The sequence below is a fragment of the Mycobacterium sp. NGS58 genome, from assembly GCF_059812385.1.
In genome coordinates, this window is the sequence record NZ_JCALCO010000016.1 from 116,654 (window position 1) to 135,184 (window position 18,531).

An 18,531-nucleotide genomic window follows, 5' to 3' on the forward strand; every position below is an offset into this window, starting at 1 on the left:
GTCAGCGCACCCCAGTCGCTCGTCGTCGACGCCAGAGGAGATACCCGCCGCCGCCCAGCCAGGCCACCGCGGGCAGAATCACCAAGTAGAACAACGGCTTTGACGGCGCCGTTGCCGGAGCCACGAACGGCACCCACGGACTCAGCGTTGACGGCCAGATCTGGTCCAACGGTACCGAGCTGACGACGTTGCCCAACCACACCTGCTTCGCGTTGTCCTGTACCAGTGGGCCGATGATCGAGGGCCCCGCTGTCTTTGCCACCGAGTCGTACTTCTGGGTGAACTCCGGCGCGCCGATGTCGTGGGTTTCCACCTTACTGAAATCGACTCCGCCCCAAGACCGTGTCCACGTCGTGCCCTTGGTGTCGGTCCAGCTGAAGGTGGGCTCGGGGTGCTTGGTGGAATCCAGGTACCGCTCCCACACCGCGTGCGGATCCCATGCGACGGTCAGGTCGTCGATGTTCCCGGAGTCGATGAGCTTCGCGTATTGGGTTGGCTTGTTGGCGTTGCGCTTTCGATACCACTCGGCCGCCACCCGGCTGGTGTACACCCGGCGCAGATCGGCGAAGTCCGGATTGTGATTCACCGCGTCGATGAGCGCAGGCATGATCATCTGCTGGTAGAGCTGACCGTTGTGGTCCGTGACCGCCGGATCTTGGTCCTGGCACAGGTCTGTGCCCGGAGTGACATCGCTTTGATCGGTCCCGATCTTCACCGTGAGGGGCGTGTCGAGAATGTAGAGCTGGTCGCCGTCTTCGTGGACTTCGGCCGGTTGCGGCACGATCCATAACCGCCTACCCAGATAGCATTTGTTGCCCTGCATGGCGTCGACGAAACGACGACCGAGTCCCGTGTCGGTCTTCTGCAGTCGGGCCGACACCAGCTTCATTTCCAGGTCTGCCTCGAGCAACACTTCACCGGCTTCCGTCCGGCCGAACGCCGCCTCGATGATGCGCTCGGGTTCGGTGGGTTTGAGGTTCACCCAGAAATTCTGCGGTGGCAGCGCCAACCAGACATAGAAGGCGTCCATCGCCATCTTCGCGTTGCGCCGCCCGCCGTAGGAGGCCTCCGTTGCCGGCAGGGTGTTCGCGCTGAACGCGTACTGCATCGCCGGTTTGCCGTTGACCGAGTCGGTGACGTAACGCATCTCCAGCGAGGTGAAGTCGATGCCGCCGAAGGGGCCGGGCGATGCCGAGACCGGTACGCCCGCCGAGGGAGCGGGAAGTGCGGGAGCGGGCACCGCGGGAGCGGGAAGCGCAGGCGCGGGGAGCCGTGGTGGTACGGGCGCTGCGGGTAGTTGTGGCGCCGGCAGGGCTGGTGCGGGCAGGCGCGGTGGTGCGGGTGCGGCCGGAGCGGGCAGGCGCGGTGGTGCCGGTAGCGCCGGCGCGGGCAGTCGTGGTGGCGCGGGCGCTGCGGGTAGTTGTGGTGCCGGCAGGGCCGGTGCGGGCAGTCGTGGTGGTGCGGGCGCTTGTGGTGCCGGTAGCACCGGGGGCTGTGCGGGGGCGGGGGCGGGGGCTTGCGGCGCGGGAGCCGGTGCGGGGGCCGGTGCTTGCTGTGCGGGCACAGGTGCTTGCGGCGCGGGAGCCGGTGCTGGATTTGCGCCCGCTGGAATCGGCGCGTTTATCGGTGCCTGCGCGGGGACCGGCTCCCCGGCCGGGTTGTCCTCCGCCTCGAGTGCACTTGCTATCTGGTCCTGGAGTGCTTGGTCCTCGGGCGAGTCTGCCGATTCATCCAGGACGGGATCCGGCGATGGTCGCGGAGCCGAATTGCCCGCCGCGGAACCCGGATCCGTTCTCTCTTGCGGCTTGGCGGGTACGTAGCGGGCGCACAGTGCGGGCGGCATCTTGACGCCGGCGGCCCGCAAATCATCGATCGTTTGCTTCATCCACTTCTGCGTCGGATCGGTGGGTCTGCCCCCGAACATGATCATCAGCGACGACCCAAGCTGCCCCATTCTCTTGACGTGGTCGATGAATTGGTTGCGGGCGTGCGCGCCCAGTGTGGTGCCGGACTTGGCTTCGATCATCAGCCATTTCGAGACCGGCACACTGTCGGCGATGTTGAAGATGTCGAAGACGGGGCCGCGGGGCAGGATGTTCTTGGGGAGCTGTTTATTGGTCTGCCAGCCGGCTTCGGGCGGCAATTCGCCCAGCTTCCAGCCGTCGAAGAGGAACTTCTCAAAGGCCGGGCCGATCCGTCGGTTCTGAATGACGGTGATGTAGTTGGATTTCCACCTTTCCCAAGGCTTGGCGCCGCCGCCATTCACATAAATTTTCCAGCGAGCCTGCATCCCCTTGAGGGTGTCTGCGTTTCCCCTGACCGCATTGGCGACACTGATCCGGTCCAGCTGATCTGGGCTCGGTTCTTGCGCGTTACGCACGTCCGGGCTCAGCGGATCGTAATTATAGGTATGTATTTCGTCAGGTGGAGCCAGCTGTGTAGCGTCATAGCCGGGCATCGGAACTCCGGGATCGCAATCCCCGTAGCCGCCGTAATTCGCGCGGGCCATGGGCACGCCGTGCAAGCCGAAGCAGACAACCAGTAGCAGGACAACGAGTCCCCGGAACCACACCGTCACGATTGGCCACCCGTGGTGTAGCTGACCCACTCATCAAGGAGTCCGCGCGCCTCATGTTCTTTCGTCGCAATGCTGAGTCGCAGTAACCGGAACGGCGACGCTGTGTCGGAGTCGTCGTTTCTCTGCACTTGATAGCCCGCCACCGCCGGGGCGCCGTCGCGTGCCGCCATGTGGGGCCGATGCACCCAACGTGCCGGCACGGTGCGGAGCAGCACCTCGCCCAGGTACCAGGAGGCGCCCTCGACGAAGTCCGCATTGGCCGGATCGTTGAATTCGTCGGTGGTGGGAGTGAGCTTGAAAGTCAGCTCGGTCAGGGCGTCGATGCTTTCGGGACTGTAATCCCAAGTTTCGGGGTAGCGGCTGGCCCACCCGGCGAACTCTTGCCGGCGTGCGGTCAGCCAGGCATCTAATTCCGTTGAGGCAGTTGGCGTGTCAAAGATGTCGATGCCGACCACCCCGCGCTTCGGCGGGGTGGTGGCTTTGGCTTGCCAGGTGGAGTAGATGCGCGCCAACGGCCCGCTGTCATTTCCCGGTCGGTCCGCGACCGTGGCCAGCAACAGATGCAACGGCGAGACAGGTTCGAGTCCCAGCCCGTCACCCGGGACCGCGATCGGGATTCCTACCGCGGCGTGTTCGGCATCGGGCCAGGCCCAGTTTTGGCTGGCGACGGATTCGGCGAGTGAGGCGTCGGTCAGCGCCGGATGGGCCCGCTGCGCAAAGCCCGGTTCGTCGTCCCACTCCCAGCGCCCGCCGGTGAGATGTATCAGAGAAAGCCCGACATAGGCCGTCAACGCCTGAACTACCGGCCGTTCCTCGGCGTGCAACACGTGCTCCGGCTCGTCGAACAGGGTTCGTGTCACGGACTCCACAGCCCGCAGCGACTCGATCGAATAGTCCAGCTGCAGGCCCCGTGCTGCGGCGTTGTCCTGCAGCCCGCCGACCGCCGGGGCGATGCCACTCTCCCAATCGGCGGCCAGCTCTCGGCGATCCACCCCGGCACTCCTCCCGTCCCGCACTTGGTTAGTAAGACTGCACTGTCGGCCCAATCGGCTCAAGTCACGGCGGCGATGCACTGGGGCGCACGCATGCGGGTAGCGTGACCGGCGTGGACTTCGCCGGCGCATTCCTCGACGAGAATCGGGCTTTCGCAGACCTTTTTCAGGACGTCGATGAGTCCACGCCCGTACCCACCTGCCCGGGCTGGACCCTGCGACAACTATTTCGTCACGTCGGCCGCGGCGATCGCTGGGCGGCGCAGATCGTGCGCGAGCGACTCGACAGCTACCTCGATCCCCGCACGGTGGAGGGCGGCAAGCCGCCACCCGATCCGGCCGGCGCGATCGCCTGGCTGCACGGCGGTGCTCAGCGGCTGATCGACGCCGTCGAGCTGACCGGGGTCCAAACGCCGGTCTGGACGTTCCTCGGGGAGCGCCCGGCGAACTGGTGGGTGCGGCGCCGGTTGCATGAGGTCGCGGCGCACCGCGCCGACGCGGCGATCGCGCTGGGCAGCGATTTCACCCTGGAGCCACCAGTGGCCGCCGACGGGATCACCGAATGGTTGGAGAGGGTGGCGATTCAGGCGGGTGGCGAGGGGACGCCGCTTCCGCTCGAGGAGGGCGACACCCTGCATCTGCACGCCACCGATGCCGGGCTGGGCGAGGACGGCGAGTGGACGATCGCCGTCGAGCAGGGCCGGATCGCCTGGTCGCACCAGCACGGCAAGGGCAGCGCCGCGCTGCGCGGTTGCGCGACCGAGTTGCTGCTGGCGATACTGCGCCGCCGGCCGCTGGCCGAGACGGGCATCGAGCTGTTCGGTGACGACGCCGTGTGGGAGCGCTGGTTGGCCCGTACGCCTCTCTAGCCCAGGGAACGCACGGTAACTTGCACATCATGACCACATCGGAGATCGCCACCGTTCTGGCATGGCACGACGCCCTCAACTCTTCTGACCTGGCCACCCTGGAGTCCCTGTCCAGCGACGACATCGAGATCGGCGACGCGCACGGAGCCGCGCAGGGCCACCAGGCGCTGCGCAACTGGGCCGCCTCGCACCGGTCGAGCGCGCAGCTCGGCCAGATGTACGTGCACGACGGCGTCGTCGTCGCCGAACAAAAACCGGGCAGCCCTGACGGTCCGGGGGCGGCCACCAACGCGCTGGCGTTCCGCGTGGTCCGTGACCATGTCACCTCGGTCTTCCGGCACGACAGCTTGGCGTCGGCCCTGGCGGCGACCGAACTCACCGAGTCCGACGCCGTCGAATAGGGCAGATCAAGGCATCAGGGGCCATCCAATGCGCGGAATCATCCTGGCCGGCGGATCGGGCACTCGCCTGCATCCGATCACCACGGGCATAAGTAAGCAGCTGCTGCCGGTCTACGACAAACCGATGGTTTACTACCCGCTGTCCACCCTGATGATGGCCGGAATCCGCGACATCCTGGTGATCACCACCCCTCATGACGCCCCCGGATTCCAGCGACTCTTGGCCGACGGCTCGCAGTTCGGCGTCAACATCACCTACGTGACGCAAGAACAGCCCGATGGCCTGGCCCAGGCATTCGTCCTGGGCGCCGAGCACATCGGGAACGAGCCGGTGGCTTTGGTGTTGGGAGACAACATCTTCTACGGCCCGGGGCTGGGCACCAGCCTGAGCCGATTCCAATCCATCAGCGGGGGAGCCGTTTTCGCGTACTGGGTCGCCAACCCGTCGGCATACGGCGTCGTCGAGTTCAGTAACGACGGCAGGGCGCTGTCACTGGAGGAGAAGCCCAAGACGCCGAAATCCAACTACGCGGTGCCGGGCTTGTACTTTTACGACAACGACGTGGTCGAGATCGCGAAGGGCCTGAAGAAATCGGCGCGGGGTGAATACGAGATCACCGAGGTCAACCAGATCTACCTGAGCCGGGGCCGGCTCTCGGTCGAGGTGATGACCCGCGGCACCGCCTGGCTGGACACCGGAACGTTCGACTCGCTGTTGGACGCCAGCGATTTCGTGCGCACCCTGGAGCGACGGCAGGGCCTGAAGGTCAGCGTCCCCGAGGAAGTGGCGTGGCGGCGAGGCTGGATCACCGACGACGAGCTGGCCGAGCGCGCGCAGGGCCTGCTCAAGTCCGGCTACGGCGGTTATCTGCTGGACTTGTTGGAGCGCAGTCGGTTTCAGTAGGTTTGGCCAGTACCGCCGCGATCGCCGTCGTCAGCGGCACCGACAGTGCCAACGCCATGCCGCCCACCGCCGAGCGGGCGATCTCGATCGCCACGCTCTCGCTGGTCAGCACGTCGGTCAGGGAGCGGTTGGCGACGCTGAACAGCAACAGCAGCGGCAGGGAACTGCCCGCGTAGGCCAGCACCAGCGTGTAGACCGTGCTGGCGATGTGATCGCGGCCCACCCGGATGGCGCCGACGAAGATCGCCCGCCGCGAGCCACCGAGGTGGGCGAGCTCGAACACCGTCGACGCCTGGGTCACCGTGACGTCGTTGAGCACACCCAGCGACCCGATGATGAAGCCGGCGAGCAGCAGGCCGCCGATCGACACGCTGCCCAGATACGCGCTGACGGTACTGTTCTGTTCGTCGGACAGCCCGGTCAGGTGCGCCAGCTGTATTGCCGCCCAAGACAATCCGGCGGCCAGCAGCAGCGCTGAGAGGGTGCCCAGCAGCGCGGCGCTGGTCCGTAGGCTGACCCCGTGCGCCAGATAGATGACCGCGTAGAGGATCGCCGCCGCCGCCACCAGCGCCACCGGAACCGCCGGCGCGCCATCGCGCAGCGCCGGCAGCAGGAACGTCACCAGCACCGCGAACGCGACCACGATGCCCCCCAGCGCCAGCAGACCGCGCCAGCGGGCCACGGCCACGATGACCACCGCGAAGGCGATCGCCAAACCGCCCAGCGCCCAGCCACGTTCGAAGTCGTAGAACGCATAGCTGGTGGCGCCCTGGTCGTCGACCTGGCGAACGAGCCGAACGTGGTCGCCCACCGCGAGTTTCGGCTGGCCGGGGCCGGGGGAGGACTCCAGCAGTGTCTGGGCCCCCGCGTTGGGTCCGGAATCGATCGAGACCTGGGTCAAAACGCACCGTCCCGCGCCGGGCGGGGCCTGCTGCGGCGCGCCGGTGAGGACCTGGCTGACCGACGGGCTGCCACAGTCGCCCATCGCACTGGACAGCACGTGCCCGGCCTGCGTGCTCACCGCGCCGCCGGCCGCGTTCTGCAGCGGCATCGGGATGTCGACGTGCTGCCGGCTTGGCCAGAGCACGATCGCGCCGACGGCTACCGCGACGCCGATCGCGACCAACAACCCGACGACAATCCTGGCGGGCAACGGATCAACCGTGGACGGGCCCGGCGGTGCGCTGTGCGAGTGGGAGTGCGTCACGCGCTCCACCGTAGAGGCGGCCGCGCGGACGCTTACGGTCGATAGCCGACGAGGAAGTTGCCCAGCCGCTCGATCGCGGCCGCCAGGTCGCGGGCCCAGGGCAGGGTCACGATGCGCAGGTGATCCGGCGCCGGCCAGTTGAAGCCGGTCCCTTGGGTGACCAGGATCTTCTCCTGCAGCAGCAGGTCGAGGACGAGCTGTTCGTCGTCTTCGACGTCGTAGACCTCGGGATCCAGCCGGGGAAACGCGTACAGCGCGCCGGCGGGCTTGACGCAGGACACCCCCGGGATCTCGTTCAGCTTGGTCCAGGCGACGTCGCGCTGCTCGAGCAACCGACCGCCGGGCAGGACCAGGTCGTCGATGCTCTGGTGGCCGCCCAGCGCCACCTGGATCGCGTGCTGCGCCGGAACGTTGGGACACAGTCGCATGTTGGCCAGCAGGTTGATGCCCTCGATGAAGCTGCTGGCGTGGTCCTTGGGTCCCGTGATCGCCAGCCAGCCGGCCCGATAGCCGGCCACCCGGTAGGCCTTGGACAGGCCGTTGAAGGTCAGGCACAACATGTCCGGCGCCAGCGTGGCCAGGTTGATGTGCTTGGCGTCGTCGTAGAGGATCTTGTCGTAGATCTCGTCGGCGAGCAGCAGCAGCTCGTGCTTGCGCGCCAGATCGACTATCTGGGTGAGGACTTCGCTGGTGTAGACCGCGCCGGTCGGGTTGTTCGGGTTGATCACCACCAGCGCCTTGGTGCGGTCGGTGATCTTGGACTCCATGTCGGCGATGTCCGGCTGCCAGCCCTGCGTCTCGTCGCACAGGTAATGCACCGGCGTGCCGCCCGCGAGGGAGGTCGACGCCGTCCACAGCGGGTAGTCCGGCGACGGAATCAGCACCTCGTCGCCGTTGTCGAGCAGCGCCTGCAACGTCATGGTGATCAGCTCGGACACCCCGTTGCCCAGGTAGACGTCGTCGACGTCGAAGCGGGGGAATCCGTCGACCAACTCGTAGCGGGTGACCACCGCCCGGCGGGCGGGCAGGATGCCCCGCGAGTCGGAATATCCCTGGGCGTACGGCAAAGCCTGGATCATGTCGCGCATGATCACGTCGGGCGCCTCGAAGCCGAACGGCGCCGGGTTCCCGATGTTGAGCTTGAGGATGCGGTGCCCCTCGGCCTCCAGCCGAGCGGCGTGCGCGTGCACGGGCCCGCGGATTTCGTACAGGACGTCCTGAAGCTTCGACGACTGCGCGAAACTACGCTGCGGCCGGTGATGAGCCGACGCGTGCAGGGGCAGCTGATGGGTGGTCACACCACTAATGGTGCCATCACTGTCCACTGATATTTGCTGTCAAGCCGCAAAGAGGCAGGTCAGCGCTTTCCGGGGGGACGCGCCCCACGCGCGATGCCCAGGCCTTTGACCGGTGGCTGCGACTGTGCGCCTTCGCCGTCGGTCTGCTTTGCCGGCTCGGCCTTTGGCGCGGGCTCGGGTTGGGCCTCCGCCTGTTCCGCGGGCTCAGTCTCGGCTTTCGGGGCCTCGGCCTTGGGGGCCTCGGCAGCCGGAGCCGCTTTCTTGGCACCGGGGCGCTTGGCGCCCGCCGCGATGCCCAGGCCCTTGACCGGGGCCGCGGGTGCCTTGGCTTCGGACTTGGTCTCGGTCTCCGCTTCGGGGGCCGCTGCCGCGGTTGCCTCGGCCTTGGGGGCCTCGGCGGCCGGTGCCGACTTCTTGGCACCGGGACGCTTGGCGCCGGCGGCCAGACCCAGGCCCTTCGCCGGTGCGGCCGGTGCCTTGGCTTCTCCGGCCGGTGCCTCGGCCTTGGCCGCCTCGGCGGCCGGGGCGGCCTTCTTCGCGCCGGGCTTCTTCGCGCCGCCGGCGATGCCCAGGCCCTTCGCCGGAGCGGCCGTGTCCGCCTCGGCCGCCGCTTTCTTGGCTCCCGGCTTCTTGGCGCCGCCCGCGATCCCCAGCCCCTTGGCGGGCGCGGCGGGAGCCGCGGTGGCCTCGGGCTTCGGGGCCGCTTCCGCCTTGGCGGGCGCCTCGGCCGGCGCCTCGGCGGGTGCGGTTGCCGTGGCGACCGAGGCCTTAGGCGCCTCAGCGGCCCGCTTCTCGGCCTCCTTGGCAGCCGTGCCCTTCTCGGGCAGCGTCGCCTTGTCGTATTCGAGGGACCCGAGCAGGATCTGCGCGACGTCGAGCACCTCGACGCCGCTGCGTCCGGCCTCTTCCTGACGGTCGTTGACACCGTCGGTGACCATCACCCGGCAGAAGGGGCAACCGGTGGCGATGGTGGCGGCCCCGGTGGCCAACGCCTCGTCCACGCGTTCGTGGTTGATGCGCTTGCCGATGTGCTCTTCCATCCACATCCGCGCGCCGCCGGCGCCACAGCAGAAGCTGCGCTCGGCGTGCCGCGGCATCTCGGTCAGGTTCGCGCCCGCGGCGCCGATCAGCTCGCGCGGCGCCTCGTAGACCTTGTTGTGCCGGCCCAGGTAGCAGGGGTCGTGATAGGTGATGTCCTGCGCCACCGGCGTCACCGGCACCAGCTTGTTGTCCCGGATCAGCCGGTTGAGCAGCTGGGTGTGGTGCAGCACCGAGTAGTTCGCGCCGAGCTGACGGTATTCACGGCCCAGGGTGTTGAAGCAGTGCGGGCAGGTGACGACGATCTTGCGGTCGACGGACTCGGTGCCCTCGAAAAGCCCATCCAGGGTCTCGACGGCCTGGGCGGCCAGCTGCTGGAACAGGAACTCGTTGCCCGAGCGGCGCGCGGAGTCGCCGTTGCAGGACTCACCTGTGCCGAGCACCAGGTACTTCACCCCCGCGATGGCCAGTAGCTCGGCGACGGCCTTGGTGGTCTTCTTGGCCTTGTCGTCGTAGGCGCCGGCGCAACCCACCCAGAACAGATACTCGAAGCCGTCGAAGCTGTCGACGTCCTCGCCATAGACCGGGACGTCGAAGTCGACCTCGTCGATCCAGCTGGTGCGGTCCGAGGCGTTCTGGCCCCACGGGTTGCCCTTGGTTTCCAGGTTCTTGAACAGCACCGACAGTTCCGAGGGGAACTCCGACTCCATCATCACCTGGTAGCGCCGCATGTCGACGATGTGATCGACGTGCTCGATGTCCACCGGGCACTGCTCGACGCAGGCGCCGCAGGTCACGCAGGACCACAAGACGTCCGGGTCGATGACGCCGCCCTGTTCCTCGGTGCCGACCAGGGGACGGGTGGCCTGCTCCGGCCCGGAACCCATGACGCGGCCGAAGCCGGACTCCGGGACGTGGTGGGCCTCGGCGTGCTTCTCGCCGGACAGTTCCTCACCGACACCGCCTTCCGGCGTGCTCTCGAGGGGACTCTCCTTCTGCCCCAGGATGTAGGGCGCCTTGGCCATCCAATGGTCGCGCAGGTCCATGATGACGAGCTTGGGCGACAGCGGCTTGCCGGTGTTCCACGCCGGGCACTGCGACTGACAGCGCCCGCACTCGGTACAGGTGGCGAAGTCGAGCGCGGCTTTCCAACTGAAGTCCTCGATCTTGCCGCGACCGAATTCGGCGTCGTCGGGCGGGTTTTCGAAGTCGATCGGCTTGCCGTCGTATTCCAGCGGCAGCAGCGGGCCGAGGCCGTTGGGCAGCCGCTTGAAGATGACGTTGATCGGCGCCGTGAAGATGTGCATGTGCTTGGAGTGCAGCACGATGATGAGGAACGCCAGCATCACCAAAATGTGCAGCAGCAGCGCGGTCGTTTCGATGATCTCGTTGGCGGGCTGGCCCAGCGGTCGCAGGATGGCGCCGAACAGCTGCGACAGGAAGGCGCCGTTGCCGTAGGGCAGCGTGCCGTTGTTGACCGCGGCGCCGCGCACGAACACGTAGGTGAAGACGACGTTGAAGATCATGAACAGCACCAGCCAGGCGCCGCCGGTGTGCGAGCCGTAGAACCGCGACGAGCGCCCGATCTCCTTCGGGCTGCGCATCAACCGGATGATGGCGAAGGTGACGATGCCGAGGAAGACGGCGGTCGCGAAGAAGTCCTGCAGGAAGCCGAGTGCGTCCCAGCGCCCGATGATCGGGATGTGGAAGTTGTCCTGGAACAGCAGCCCGTAGGCCTCGATGTAGACCGTGAGCAGTATGAAGAAGCCCCACATGGTGAAGAAGTGCGCCAGGCCGGGGATGGACCATTTCAACAGCTTGCGCTGACCGAAGACCTCGGAGACCTCGGCCCAGACGCGTTTGCCGGGTTCGTCGGTGTGACCCGGCGCCGGCTTGCCGGACGTGATCAGCTTGAACAGCCACAGGACACGCCGCGCGGCGAGTGCGGCCACGACCAGCGTCATGCCCATGCCCACGATCAGCCTGATGAGCATCTGCGTTGTCACAGAAGGTCTCCCCAATGCATAGATAATTCGGCCCGTGCTTATTTGCCTGCTTAAGCCCCGCTCATAGTTACATCTTCGCGGCTTTCAGCGCGAGAAAGGCTGCCCTAACTTGGGAGTTCGTCGGTGCCTCTGGCCTGCTGGTTAATACCCATTCACCGGATGTGACGCTTGCCGAAGTGATGAGCGCCACCAAATTTCGCCGAAGGCCCCTATTACCGCGCCCCTTGGTGGCCCAGGGGTGATGGGTCCCGTCAGCGCCCGAAGATGGGCGGCAGGGGCCGCGCGCGCGTGGTCGTCGGGGCGGCGCTGCTGGTCGCCTGCGACGTCGTGGTGGGCGCCGCGGTCGTGGTCGCGCTGGTGCTCGGCGGCGCGCTGGTGGTGGTCGACGGCGCCGGCGCGGGCGTCGTCGTGGTGGTCGCCGGCGGCGCCTCGCTGGATGGTGGCGGCGGTGCCGGGATCACGGTGACGGTGGTGCTGTCGTCGGGTCCGGTGATGGTCACCGTCTGCGGTGGTGCCGAGCTGGGCGGCGACGTGGGGCTGACCGGGGTGGACTTGGTGAGCAACAGGTTGATCGCCAATATCAGGGCCACCAGCACCGCCGCGCCGGCCCCGGCCACGCTCAACACCAGCGCCGTGCGTTTGTACCAGGGCAGTCGTCCCTGGGCGGTGGCGTAGCGACTGCCGGTCGCGCCGTCGAATTTGCTTGCCTCGTCGGCGTACTCGCCTGTGGCGTCGCGCCCGGTATAGGGCACGGGCTCGTCGTTGTCGGCGTCCTGCGACCATGCCAGGGCGTCGTCCACGTCGGTGGCCTGGGCCCCCCACGCGGCCTGTGTCATGTCGAGTCCCGCGGTGCCGACCATTTCGGTCGGCGTTTCCACGGCCGCGGCCGCGGCGGTCGGAGCGCCGCCCGACGCGTAATGCGGGCCGAGCACCGCCGCGCCGAGGGCGGCGCTGAGCGCCGGCTGGGCGGAGCTGTGCACCGGCACCCCGAACCGCTGCGACAAGCGTGCCTTGAGCAACGGGATGTTCGCGCCACCGCCGGCGATCGCCATGGCGCTCAGCCTCGTGTTCGGAGGCGCGTTGCGCCGCAACGATTCATCGACCGCCGAGAGGAACCGGTCCAGCGGTGGGGAGATCAGTTGCTCGAATTCGGCGCGGGACAGCTGCGCGCCCTCACCGGAAGCCCCGGCGATGGTGCTCACCGCGGCCGTCGACAGTTGCTCCTTGGCGCGCCGGCATGCGCCGAGCAGGCGGGCCTGCGGCCCCACCCGCGCGGTGCCGCCGAGCATGGCGGTGCTGACGTCGGAGGCCAGCAGGTGGTCCAGGACGAGCTGATCGATCGCGTCGCCGGAGAATTCGGTATACCGCGCCGCCGAGCCGACCGACGCAAAGCCGGCGTTGGCGTCCATCAACGTCACGGTGGTGCCGCCGGCGCCGAAGTCGCACAGTGCGATAACGCCGTCGGCGCTGAATCCCGGCGTGCCGCGCAGCGCCGCGAGCGCGGCCGTGGCGTCCGAAACCAGCATCGGGGCCACCCCGCCGCGCGCCAGGTCTGACTGGGCGAAGAACTCCTCTCGCAGCGCCGCGAACTGGTCGTGGGACCAATAGGCGGGCACCGCGATGGTGATCGGTGACCCGTAGCCGACCGCACGGGCCATGGCCTCGATCGCCTCGACCGTCAGCGCGGCGCCGAGGTACTTGGTGCCGTCGGCCGCCACCAATGGCGCGCGGTCGCCGACGCGTTCGACGAATCCCCGCAGCACCAGTCCGGGTTCGGTCAGATTCGGATTTTCTTCTGGGAGGCCAACTTCGGTCGGTCGCTGTTCGAACAGGGTCAGTACGGAGCTGCGGGTTATCGGAGCGCTGCCCGCGCGGGCGGCAACCAGGTTCGCCACCCCGATCGATAGCCCGAGCGACTCGCTCATGTGCTGCACCCCTGTGTCAGTTGTCCCGTTGCCCTCGCGCGGCCGTGCTCACCGTAGCGACCGTGGATTGCAGCGAGTGTAGGGCTTCGCCGGCGCTTGGCGGTGGAACCGTGATCGGGTCTACCACCGGCTCGCTAACGCAGCCCAGGGGGCACCGTCACCGGATTCGGTACCCCCGGAACCGTGATCACCGGCGGCAGCTGCGGCAAGTGGTGGTGATGCGTCGGCGGCTGCGTCTGTCCCCCGGTGGGCTGCTGCTGCGCCGGTGGCTGCTGCGCCGGTGGCTCTTCGCTGCTGGGCGAGGACGTCGTGGTCGTGGTGGTCGTCGGGGTCGTCGTCGTGATGGGGGTCGTCGTGCTCGTCGTCGTTTTCGGGATGTGGTTGACGGTCTGTTGCCCGTGAATGAGCTCGATGATTCCGAAGACGATCAAAGCGATCAGGATGACGACGGAGACCAGCCAGGCGATGAGCATCGCGGGCTTGCGGTACCAGGGAGTCGGCTCGGTCTCCTGGTCAAAGGGGTCGACGTCGCCCGGCTCCTCGAACCCCTCGGGCGGGTTCGGCGGGGAACCGGATGACGGAATCTGGCCGGTCGGCGGCTGTTCGGGTGTGCCGAAGTCGCCATGCTGGGTCGGCTGATTGTGGAAGTCGTCGCGTGGGCCATTGGATGCCACGGCACCGATGGTACTAACCGCAGCTGCGAATCTGCTGATGCCAACCCGAAGCGGCGTGGCCACGCGCTCAAGAACGTGGGCTGAAGACCCGCGTTGGTGGTTAGGTCGAGGTCGTGGATTGCCTGGTGAAGTTGTTGCGAGACACGGTCGCGGTCCGGATATCGGTCTGCGTGGCCCTCGGCGTCGCCGTCGCTGTCGTGGTGGGCAACACAGTCGGTTGGCGTTATGCGCTGGCCGGCTGGATCGCCACGGCGGGGATGTATGCGTTGTGGACGCACCTCAGCCTGCTCGGCATGGATGCCGAGCAGACCTGCCGATGGGCGACGAGGGAGGACCCGACCCGCTGGGTCGCCGACGCGGTCATCCTGTCGGCGAGCGTCGCCAGCCTCGGTGGTGTCGGCTACGTGGTGGCCGCGGGCTCACGCTCGGGCCATGAAGCCGTGGCGGCCGCAGTCCTCGGCGTGCTGACCGTCGTGGCTTCCTGGGTCGCGGTGCACACGCTGTACGCGGTGCACTACGCGCGGCTCTACTACTCGGACGACCCGGGTGGCATCAACTTTCACGATCCCGAGCCGCCCCGCTTCCGGGATTTCGCCTATCTCGCCTTCACCGTCGGTATGACCTACCAGGTGTCAGACACCGAAATCGGATTGACCTCGATCAGGGCGACGGTATTGCGCCATGCGTTGCTGTCCTACCTGCTCGGAGCGGTTGTCCTGGCGGTGACGATCAATCTGATCGCGGGACTGGGCTCCAAGCTCTGACCGCCGCCGGTCGGCTCTCAGAAGCAACCGCTGACATGGATTCGGCGGCCGGCTCCCACGCAGACCCCTACCGGCGGTGGCGGCGGCGGTGGTGGCGGGAAGTCCTGCGGCAGGGGCGCATAGGCGTCCGGCGGCGGGGCAAAGCTGTTGACCGTATCGGCGACGTTGGTACACCCGCTGACCGAAACACGCCTGCCGGCGCTCGCGCACACGTCGGCGTTGGCGACGCCGGTGGGTTCCACGGCGGCGTATAGCTCCGGAATCGCCGTCATAGCCAGCACCGCTATCCCCGCGACAGTCCAGGACCGCACCGACAGATTCATCGCGATCTCCTTGCCGTGACGGCCGCGCTCTCTGGGCCCCGAATGAGCCGAGGGCAGCATCATATTCCTTTGCGTGCATGGGGAAACCCGAATTCGCGCAGTAGATCGTGCTCGGCGAGACTCGTCCGTTGTGGGACGTGGTCACACCCCGTTCCACCGGTCAGGGAGTGGCGCCGGGCTGCCCAAGCAGTGGGGTCCACTGGCAACGCTGCCTTATGTCGACCATCGGCTGACGGATGCCTTCCAGGTCGGCTTGCTCCTGGGGGTTCGCGGCGAAGTAGTTCTGCACGGCGCCTTGGATCTGGTCTTTGGGCTGATCCTGCAGGCCGGTGTAGAAGTCGTTCACGTCGGGGTGCAGGAACAGATAGGTCGAAAGCGCCGACGCGACCCCGGCCGCGACACCGGCTACGTTCGCGGCCGTGCAGTCGGGCGGGCGGGCCGCCGGATCGGCGGCGGCGGTCCCCGCGGTCGCGCAAGACAGCGCGCACATAACCGCGCCGGCGCCCATCGCGCTGGCTACCGCCCTGCGCGAAACGATTTCTGACAGGAACATGACTGGCTCCTCACTCCGGCAATCAATCTGGCCGCGCCCGACGCGGGCATCGCCTGGCTGTAGCTAATCAAAATTAGTGCGAAACGGCTGGCACATTGCCGGAATCTGACCAGTGGGCTCGCGGCGGCTCAGAAGGTGTTGACCTTCTCGACGCTGACGAACATGCCGTGCTTGGTCTGGTCGTTGGTGAAGCGGGTGCCGTCGGCGTTCGCGACGATCGTCCAGCCCTGCGCCGCATATGTCTTGTAGTCGATGGTGACCGTGGGTATGGCGCCCAGATTGCCCAGCACCCACTGCACCTTGCCGCCGGTGTTGATGCTGACGCCGTTGGCGTGCTCACCGTCCTGCAGCGGGGAGTTGGTGAACGGCGCCTCGCAGCCGACGGTGTCCTTGTTGATCTGGCAGCGCGTCACGCCGGATTTGGTCTCGATGAAGACGTAACCGTTCTGGTCGGGCGGCAGTGGGATGGCGCCCGCCGGAGTGGTCGGGTTCGCCGGCGCGGCGGACGGGCCCGGCCCCGGGGCCGGGGCGGCGGTCGCCGACGGCGGTGTGGATCGGGGCGTCGGGAAAGACGGTTCGGTGGGCCCCGCTCCGGGCGATGCCACCGGCCGGCCCCCGATGATGGAGCTGCAGCCGGAGACCAGCTCCGAACCGGCCAGCAGGGCTACGAGCAGCAGCGAACCACCGGCCAGGCTTCGCCGCGCATTCTCCGAAAACCGCACCCGCCGCTCCCCAGACAATTCGAATAGCGGCACTTAGGTTACGCACCGAGGGGCGAAAGTAGCTGCCTCGGCGCGACTATCGATACAGAGAAGATGGCCCGGGTTTATCACCGCGTGACCGACCGATCGGGCCAGATCGGTCGGAGCCGCTACAGCCCCAACAGCTTTTCGGCGTTACGGTGGGCGATCGCGGAGCGCTCGTCGTCGGACAGCGGCAAGCCGTCCAGGAAGGCACGGGCGGCCACCATCGACCCGAAGGGGTAGTCGGCGGAGAAGGCCACGCGGTCGATCCCCACCTGCGCCACCAGGTTCGCGTACGTCGCGTGATCGTTGAAGTTGGCGAACGTGTAGTGAAAGTTCTCCCGCAGATAGGAACTCACCGGGCGTTGCAGACCGGTGAGTTCGGGTGTCAGCGTCGCGTCGAAGCGCGGCAACATGAACGACGTGGCTTCGCCCATGTGCCCGATGATCAGCTGCAGCGACGGATGACGGTCGAACACGCCGCCGAGAATCATGCGCAGCGCGTGCGTGGCGGTGTTGATGTGCCACCCCCAGCCCACCGTGGCCAGCGCGAATGTGACCGGCTCGGCGAAGCCGGCGTAGCTGGACTCGATGACGCCCGCCGGTGGGATGGTCGGATGCAGGTAGATCGGTATTTGCAGGGTGGCCGCGCGCGCCAGGACGGGCTCGAAGAACGGGTCGTCCAGGTAGCGGCCGCGGCTGTGTCCGTTGATCACCGCGCCGGGAAAGCCGAGCCGGCGCACCGCCCGGTCGAGTTCCTCGGCCGCCTGGTCCGGGGCGCTGATGGGCAGGGTGGCGAAACCCGCGAGGCGATCCGGATACCGTTGCACCGCGGCCGCGAGCTGGTCGTTGCAGTCGCGGGCCAGCCGAACCGCTTCGTGGGGATCCAGCTGCTCGACCCCGGGCGCGGCCAGCGACAGCACCGCCAGGTCCACCCCGGCCTCGTCCATCGCCGCGATGCGGCCGTCACCGAGATCGCCGGCCGGTTCCACGATTCCGGGCCGCGACGCTAGCCAGGTGCCCGGACCGCGCAGGAATTCCGTTGTGGCGTAATGCTCTTCGAGCGCGATAACGCGCATGACTTACCCTTCGAGGACTCGGGCGGCCGCGCTCCAGTACGGCAGCTCGTCGCGGTTGGCGGCCAGGCGGATGGTTTTGGTGTAGCCGTATTCGGCCAGTGTCTCCTGGGCGTGCTCGCGGCCGAACCCGCTGTGGCCCACCCCGCCGAACCCGCTGCCGATGGCCACCCGGACGTAGTTGTTGACAAAGACGGCCCCGGCGCGGATCTGCCGGCTCACCCGTAGCGCCCGGTCCCCGTCGGCGGTGAACACCGCGGCGACCAACCCGTAGGGCGTGCCGTTGGCGATGCGCACCGCCTCGGCCTCGTCGCTGAACCGGATCAGGGCGACCACCGGCCCGAAGATCTCCTCCTGGGCCACCCGCATGCCCGGCCTGACCCCGGTCAGCACGGTCGGTGCGACGTAGAAGCCGCCCGCGAGGCGGGGATCCTGCGGCAGCGGCGCCTGGGCGGCGATACGGGCGCCCTCGGCCACGCCGATGTCGAGGTATTCCAGGACCTGCTTCTGCTGCGCCGGGGTGACCAGCGGGCCGACGTCGGTGGCGGGGTCGGCGCCGTCGCCCACCCGCAGCCGGCGCACCGCGGCGCACAGCTTCTCTTCGAACTCGGCATAGATGTTGTCTTGCACCAGTATTCGTGAAGCCGCGGTGCACGCCTCGCCCTGGTTGAAGAAGCCGCCGTCGATGGCGGCCAACAGTGCGCCGCGCGGTTCGGCGTCGTCGAACACCAGCAGCGGATTCTTGCCGCCCAGCTCCATCAGCGCCGGTGTCAGGTTGTCGGCCGCGGTGCGCAGCACGGCCGAACCGGTGCGGGGCGATCCGGTGAAGGAGATCTTGCCCACCAGTTGGTGCTCGGCGAGCGCGGCGCCCACCGCACCCCCGCCCGGCACGGCGTGGACCACCGGATCGGGCAGCACGGATTGGATCAGTTCGACCAGTCGCAGCACAACCGAGGGTGTCTGCTCCGGCGGTTTCAGCACGACGGCGTTGCCGACGGCCAGTGCGGGCGCGATTTTTCCGGCGGTGTGAATCGGCGGCCAGTTGAACGGCACGATGCCGGCGATCACGCCGTAGGGCTCCAGCGTGGTCACGTCGAAGACCGGGCCGTGCTCGCGCGCCTGGCTCGGCAGCACCTCGACCATCCCGGCGAAGTATTCGAAAATCCCGATCGCGGCTTCG

General features: G+C 67.8%; 16 protein-coding genes. 4 read left to right on the forward strand and 12 right to left on the reverse strand.

Annotation, left to right across the window (positions count from 1 at the left end; all coding sequences use genetic code 11):
• Position 1: 1 nt before the first annotated feature.
• Both AC5Y4H_RS16545 and AC5Y4H_RS16550 read right to left on the reverse strand, forming a co-directional pair.
• Complete coding sequence (locus AC5Y4H_RS16545) at positions 2-2,578, reverse strand: hypothetical protein (protein ID WP_499983250.1); 2,577 nt, start codon at positions 2,576-2,578, stop codon at positions 2-4.
• The gene (locus tag AC5Y4H_RS16550; RefSeq protein ID WP_499983251.1) at positions 2,575-3,570 is read right to left on the reverse strand and encodes a hypothetical protein; all 996 of its coding nucleotides are present in this window, start codon (positions 3,568-3,570) and stop codon (positions 2,575-2,577) included. Before AC5Y4H_RS16550 ends, AC5Y4H_RS16545 begins: the two co-directional genes overlap by 4 nt.
• 113 nt (positions 3,571-3,683) lie before the next feature.
• Here AC5Y4H_RS16550 and AC5Y4H_RS16555 point away from each other — a divergent pair, with 113 nt between their 5' ends.
• Genes AC5Y4H_RS16555 through rfbA form a run of 3 tightly spaced genes read left to right on the forward strand, consistent with a single transcriptional unit; the run spans position 3,684 to position 5,744 of the window.
• Positions 3,684-4,439 (forward strand): maleylpyruvate isomerase family mycothiol-dependent enzyme, encoded by a 756-nt coding sequence (locus AC5Y4H_RS16555; RefSeq protein WP_499983252.1) that lies wholly within the window; start codon positions 3,684-3,686, stop codon positions 4,437-4,439.
• 29 nt (positions 4,440-4,468) lie between these two features.
• Positions 4,469-4,840: a nuclear transport factor 2 family protein gene (locus AC5Y4H_RS16560; RefSeq protein WP_499983253.1), complete on the forward strand. Its 372-nt coding sequence runs from the start codon at positions 4,469-4,471 to the stop codon at positions 4,838-4,840.
• Positions 4,841-4,868: 28 nt separating this feature from the next.
• Positions 4,869-5,744: a glucose-1-phosphate thymidylyltransferase RfbA gene (gene rfbA, locus AC5Y4H_RS16565; RefSeq protein WP_499983254.1), complete on the forward strand. Its 876-nt coding sequence runs from the start codon at positions 4,869-4,871 to the stop codon at positions 5,742-5,744.
• On the opposite strand, the gene AC5Y4H_RS16570 is transcribed toward rfbA, so the two are convergent.
• The 5 genes from AC5Y4H_RS16570 to AC5Y4H_RS16590 all read right to left on the reverse strand — a co-directional run bounded on the left by AC5Y4H_RS16570 (position 5,686) and on the right by AC5Y4H_RS16590 (position 13,901).
• Entirely contained in the window at positions 5,686-6,951 is a 1,266-nt protein-coding gene (locus AC5Y4H_RS16570; protein WP_499983255.1) for a YibE/F family protein, read from the reverse strand. The genes rfbA and AC5Y4H_RS16570 overlap by 59 nt on opposite strands.
• 32 nt (positions 6,952-6,983) lie before the next feature.
• A complete protein-coding gene (locus AC5Y4H_RS16575; protein ID WP_499983256.1) occupies positions 6,984-8,276 on the reverse strand; it encodes a pyridoxal phosphate-dependent aminotransferase in 1,293 nt (430 codons plus the stop codon).
• Positions 8,277-8,308: 32 nt separating this feature from the next.
• On the reverse strand, positions 8,309-11,293 hold the full coding sequence (locus AC5Y4H_RS16580) for a heterodisulfide reductase-related iron-sulfur binding cluster (RefSeq protein ID WP_499983257.1): 2,985 nt from the start codon (positions 11,291-11,293) through the stop codon (positions 8,309-8,311).
• A 251-nt stretch (positions 11,294-11,544) separates the two neighbouring features.
• Positions 11,545-13,218, reverse strand: coding sequence for an Hsp70 family protein (locus tag AC5Y4H_RS16585; RefSeq protein ID WP_499983258.1), 1,674 nt, complete (start codon positions 13,216-13,218; stop codon positions 11,545-11,547).
• A 134-nt stretch (positions 13,219-13,352) separates the two neighbouring features.
• Positions 13,353-13,901, reverse strand: coding sequence for a hypothetical protein (locus AC5Y4H_RS16590; protein ID WP_499983272.1), 549 nt, complete (start codon positions 13,899-13,901; stop codon positions 13,353-13,355).
• Positions 13,902-14,014: 113 nt separating this feature from the next.
• On the opposite strand from AC5Y4H_RS16590, the gene AC5Y4H_RS16595 reads away from it, so the two are divergent.
• Positions 14,015-14,656, forward strand: coding sequence for a DUF1345 domain-containing protein (locus AC5Y4H_RS16595; protein ID WP_499983273.1), 642 nt, complete (start codon positions 14,015-14,017; stop codon positions 14,654-14,656).
• Positions 14,657-14,673: 17 nt separating this feature from the next.
• Here AC5Y4H_RS16595 and AC5Y4H_RS16600 read toward each other — a convergent pair whose 3' ends face one another.
• The 5 genes from AC5Y4H_RS16600 to AC5Y4H_RS16620 form a co-directional block, all read right to left on the reverse strand.
• Positions 14,674-14,979, reverse strand: coding sequence for a hypothetical protein (locus tag AC5Y4H_RS16600; RefSeq protein ID WP_499983259.1), 306 nt, complete (start codon positions 14,977-14,979; stop codon positions 14,674-14,676).
• 160 nt (positions 14,980-15,139) lie between these two features.
• Positions 15,140-15,532, reverse strand: coding sequence for a hemophore-related protein (locus AC5Y4H_RS16605; protein ID WP_499983260.1), 393 nt, complete (start codon positions 15,530-15,532; stop codon positions 15,140-15,142).
• A gap of 128 nt (positions 15,533-15,660) precedes the next feature.
• The gene (locus tag AC5Y4H_RS16610; RefSeq protein WP_499983261.1) at positions 15,661-16,254 is read right to left on the reverse strand and encodes a hypothetical protein; all 594 of its coding nucleotides are present in this window, start codon (positions 16,252-16,254) and stop codon (positions 15,661-15,663) included.
• A 149-nt stretch (positions 16,255-16,403) separates the two neighbouring features.
• Positions 16,404-17,354 (reverse strand): amidohydrolase family protein, encoded by a 951-nt coding sequence (locus tag AC5Y4H_RS16615; protein ID WP_499983262.1) that lies wholly within the window; start codon positions 17,352-17,354, stop codon positions 16,404-16,406.
• A gap of 3 nt (positions 17,355-17,357) precedes the next feature.
• Positions 17,358-18,531 (reverse strand): aldehyde dehydrogenase family protein (locus tag AC5Y4H_RS16620; RefSeq protein ID WP_499983263.1); only part of this gene is annotated, 1,174 nt, incomplete at its 5' end.

What these genes read in the sequence shown, in the direction of transcription:
- rfbA (WP_499983254.1), top strand. Translation starts at nt 4,869, where the DNA reads ATGCGCGGAATCATCCTGGCCGGCGGATCGGGCACTCGCCTGCATCCG.
- AC5Y4H_RS16560 (WP_499983253.1), top strand. Translation starts at nt 4,469, where the DNA reads ATGACCACATCGGAGATCGCCACCGTTCTGGCATGGCACGACGCCCTC.
- AC5Y4H_RS16585 (WP_499983258.1), bottom strand. Translation starts at nt 13,218, where the DNA reads ATGAGCGAGTCGCTCGGGCTATCGATCGGGGTGGCGAACCTGGTTGCC.
- AC5Y4H_RS16615 (WP_499983262.1), bottom strand. Translation starts at nt 17,354, where the DNA reads ATGCGCGTTATCGCGCTCGAAGAGCATTACGCCACAACGGAATTCCTG.
- AC5Y4H_RS16600 (WP_499983259.1), bottom strand. Translation starts at nt 14,979, where the DNA reads ATGAATCTGTCGGTGCGGTCCTGGACTGTCGCGGGGATAGCGGTGCTG.
- AC5Y4H_RS16605 (WP_499983260.1), bottom strand. Translation starts at nt 15,532, where the DNA reads ATGTTCCTGTCAGAAATCGTTTCGCGCAGGGCGGTAGCCAGCGCGATG.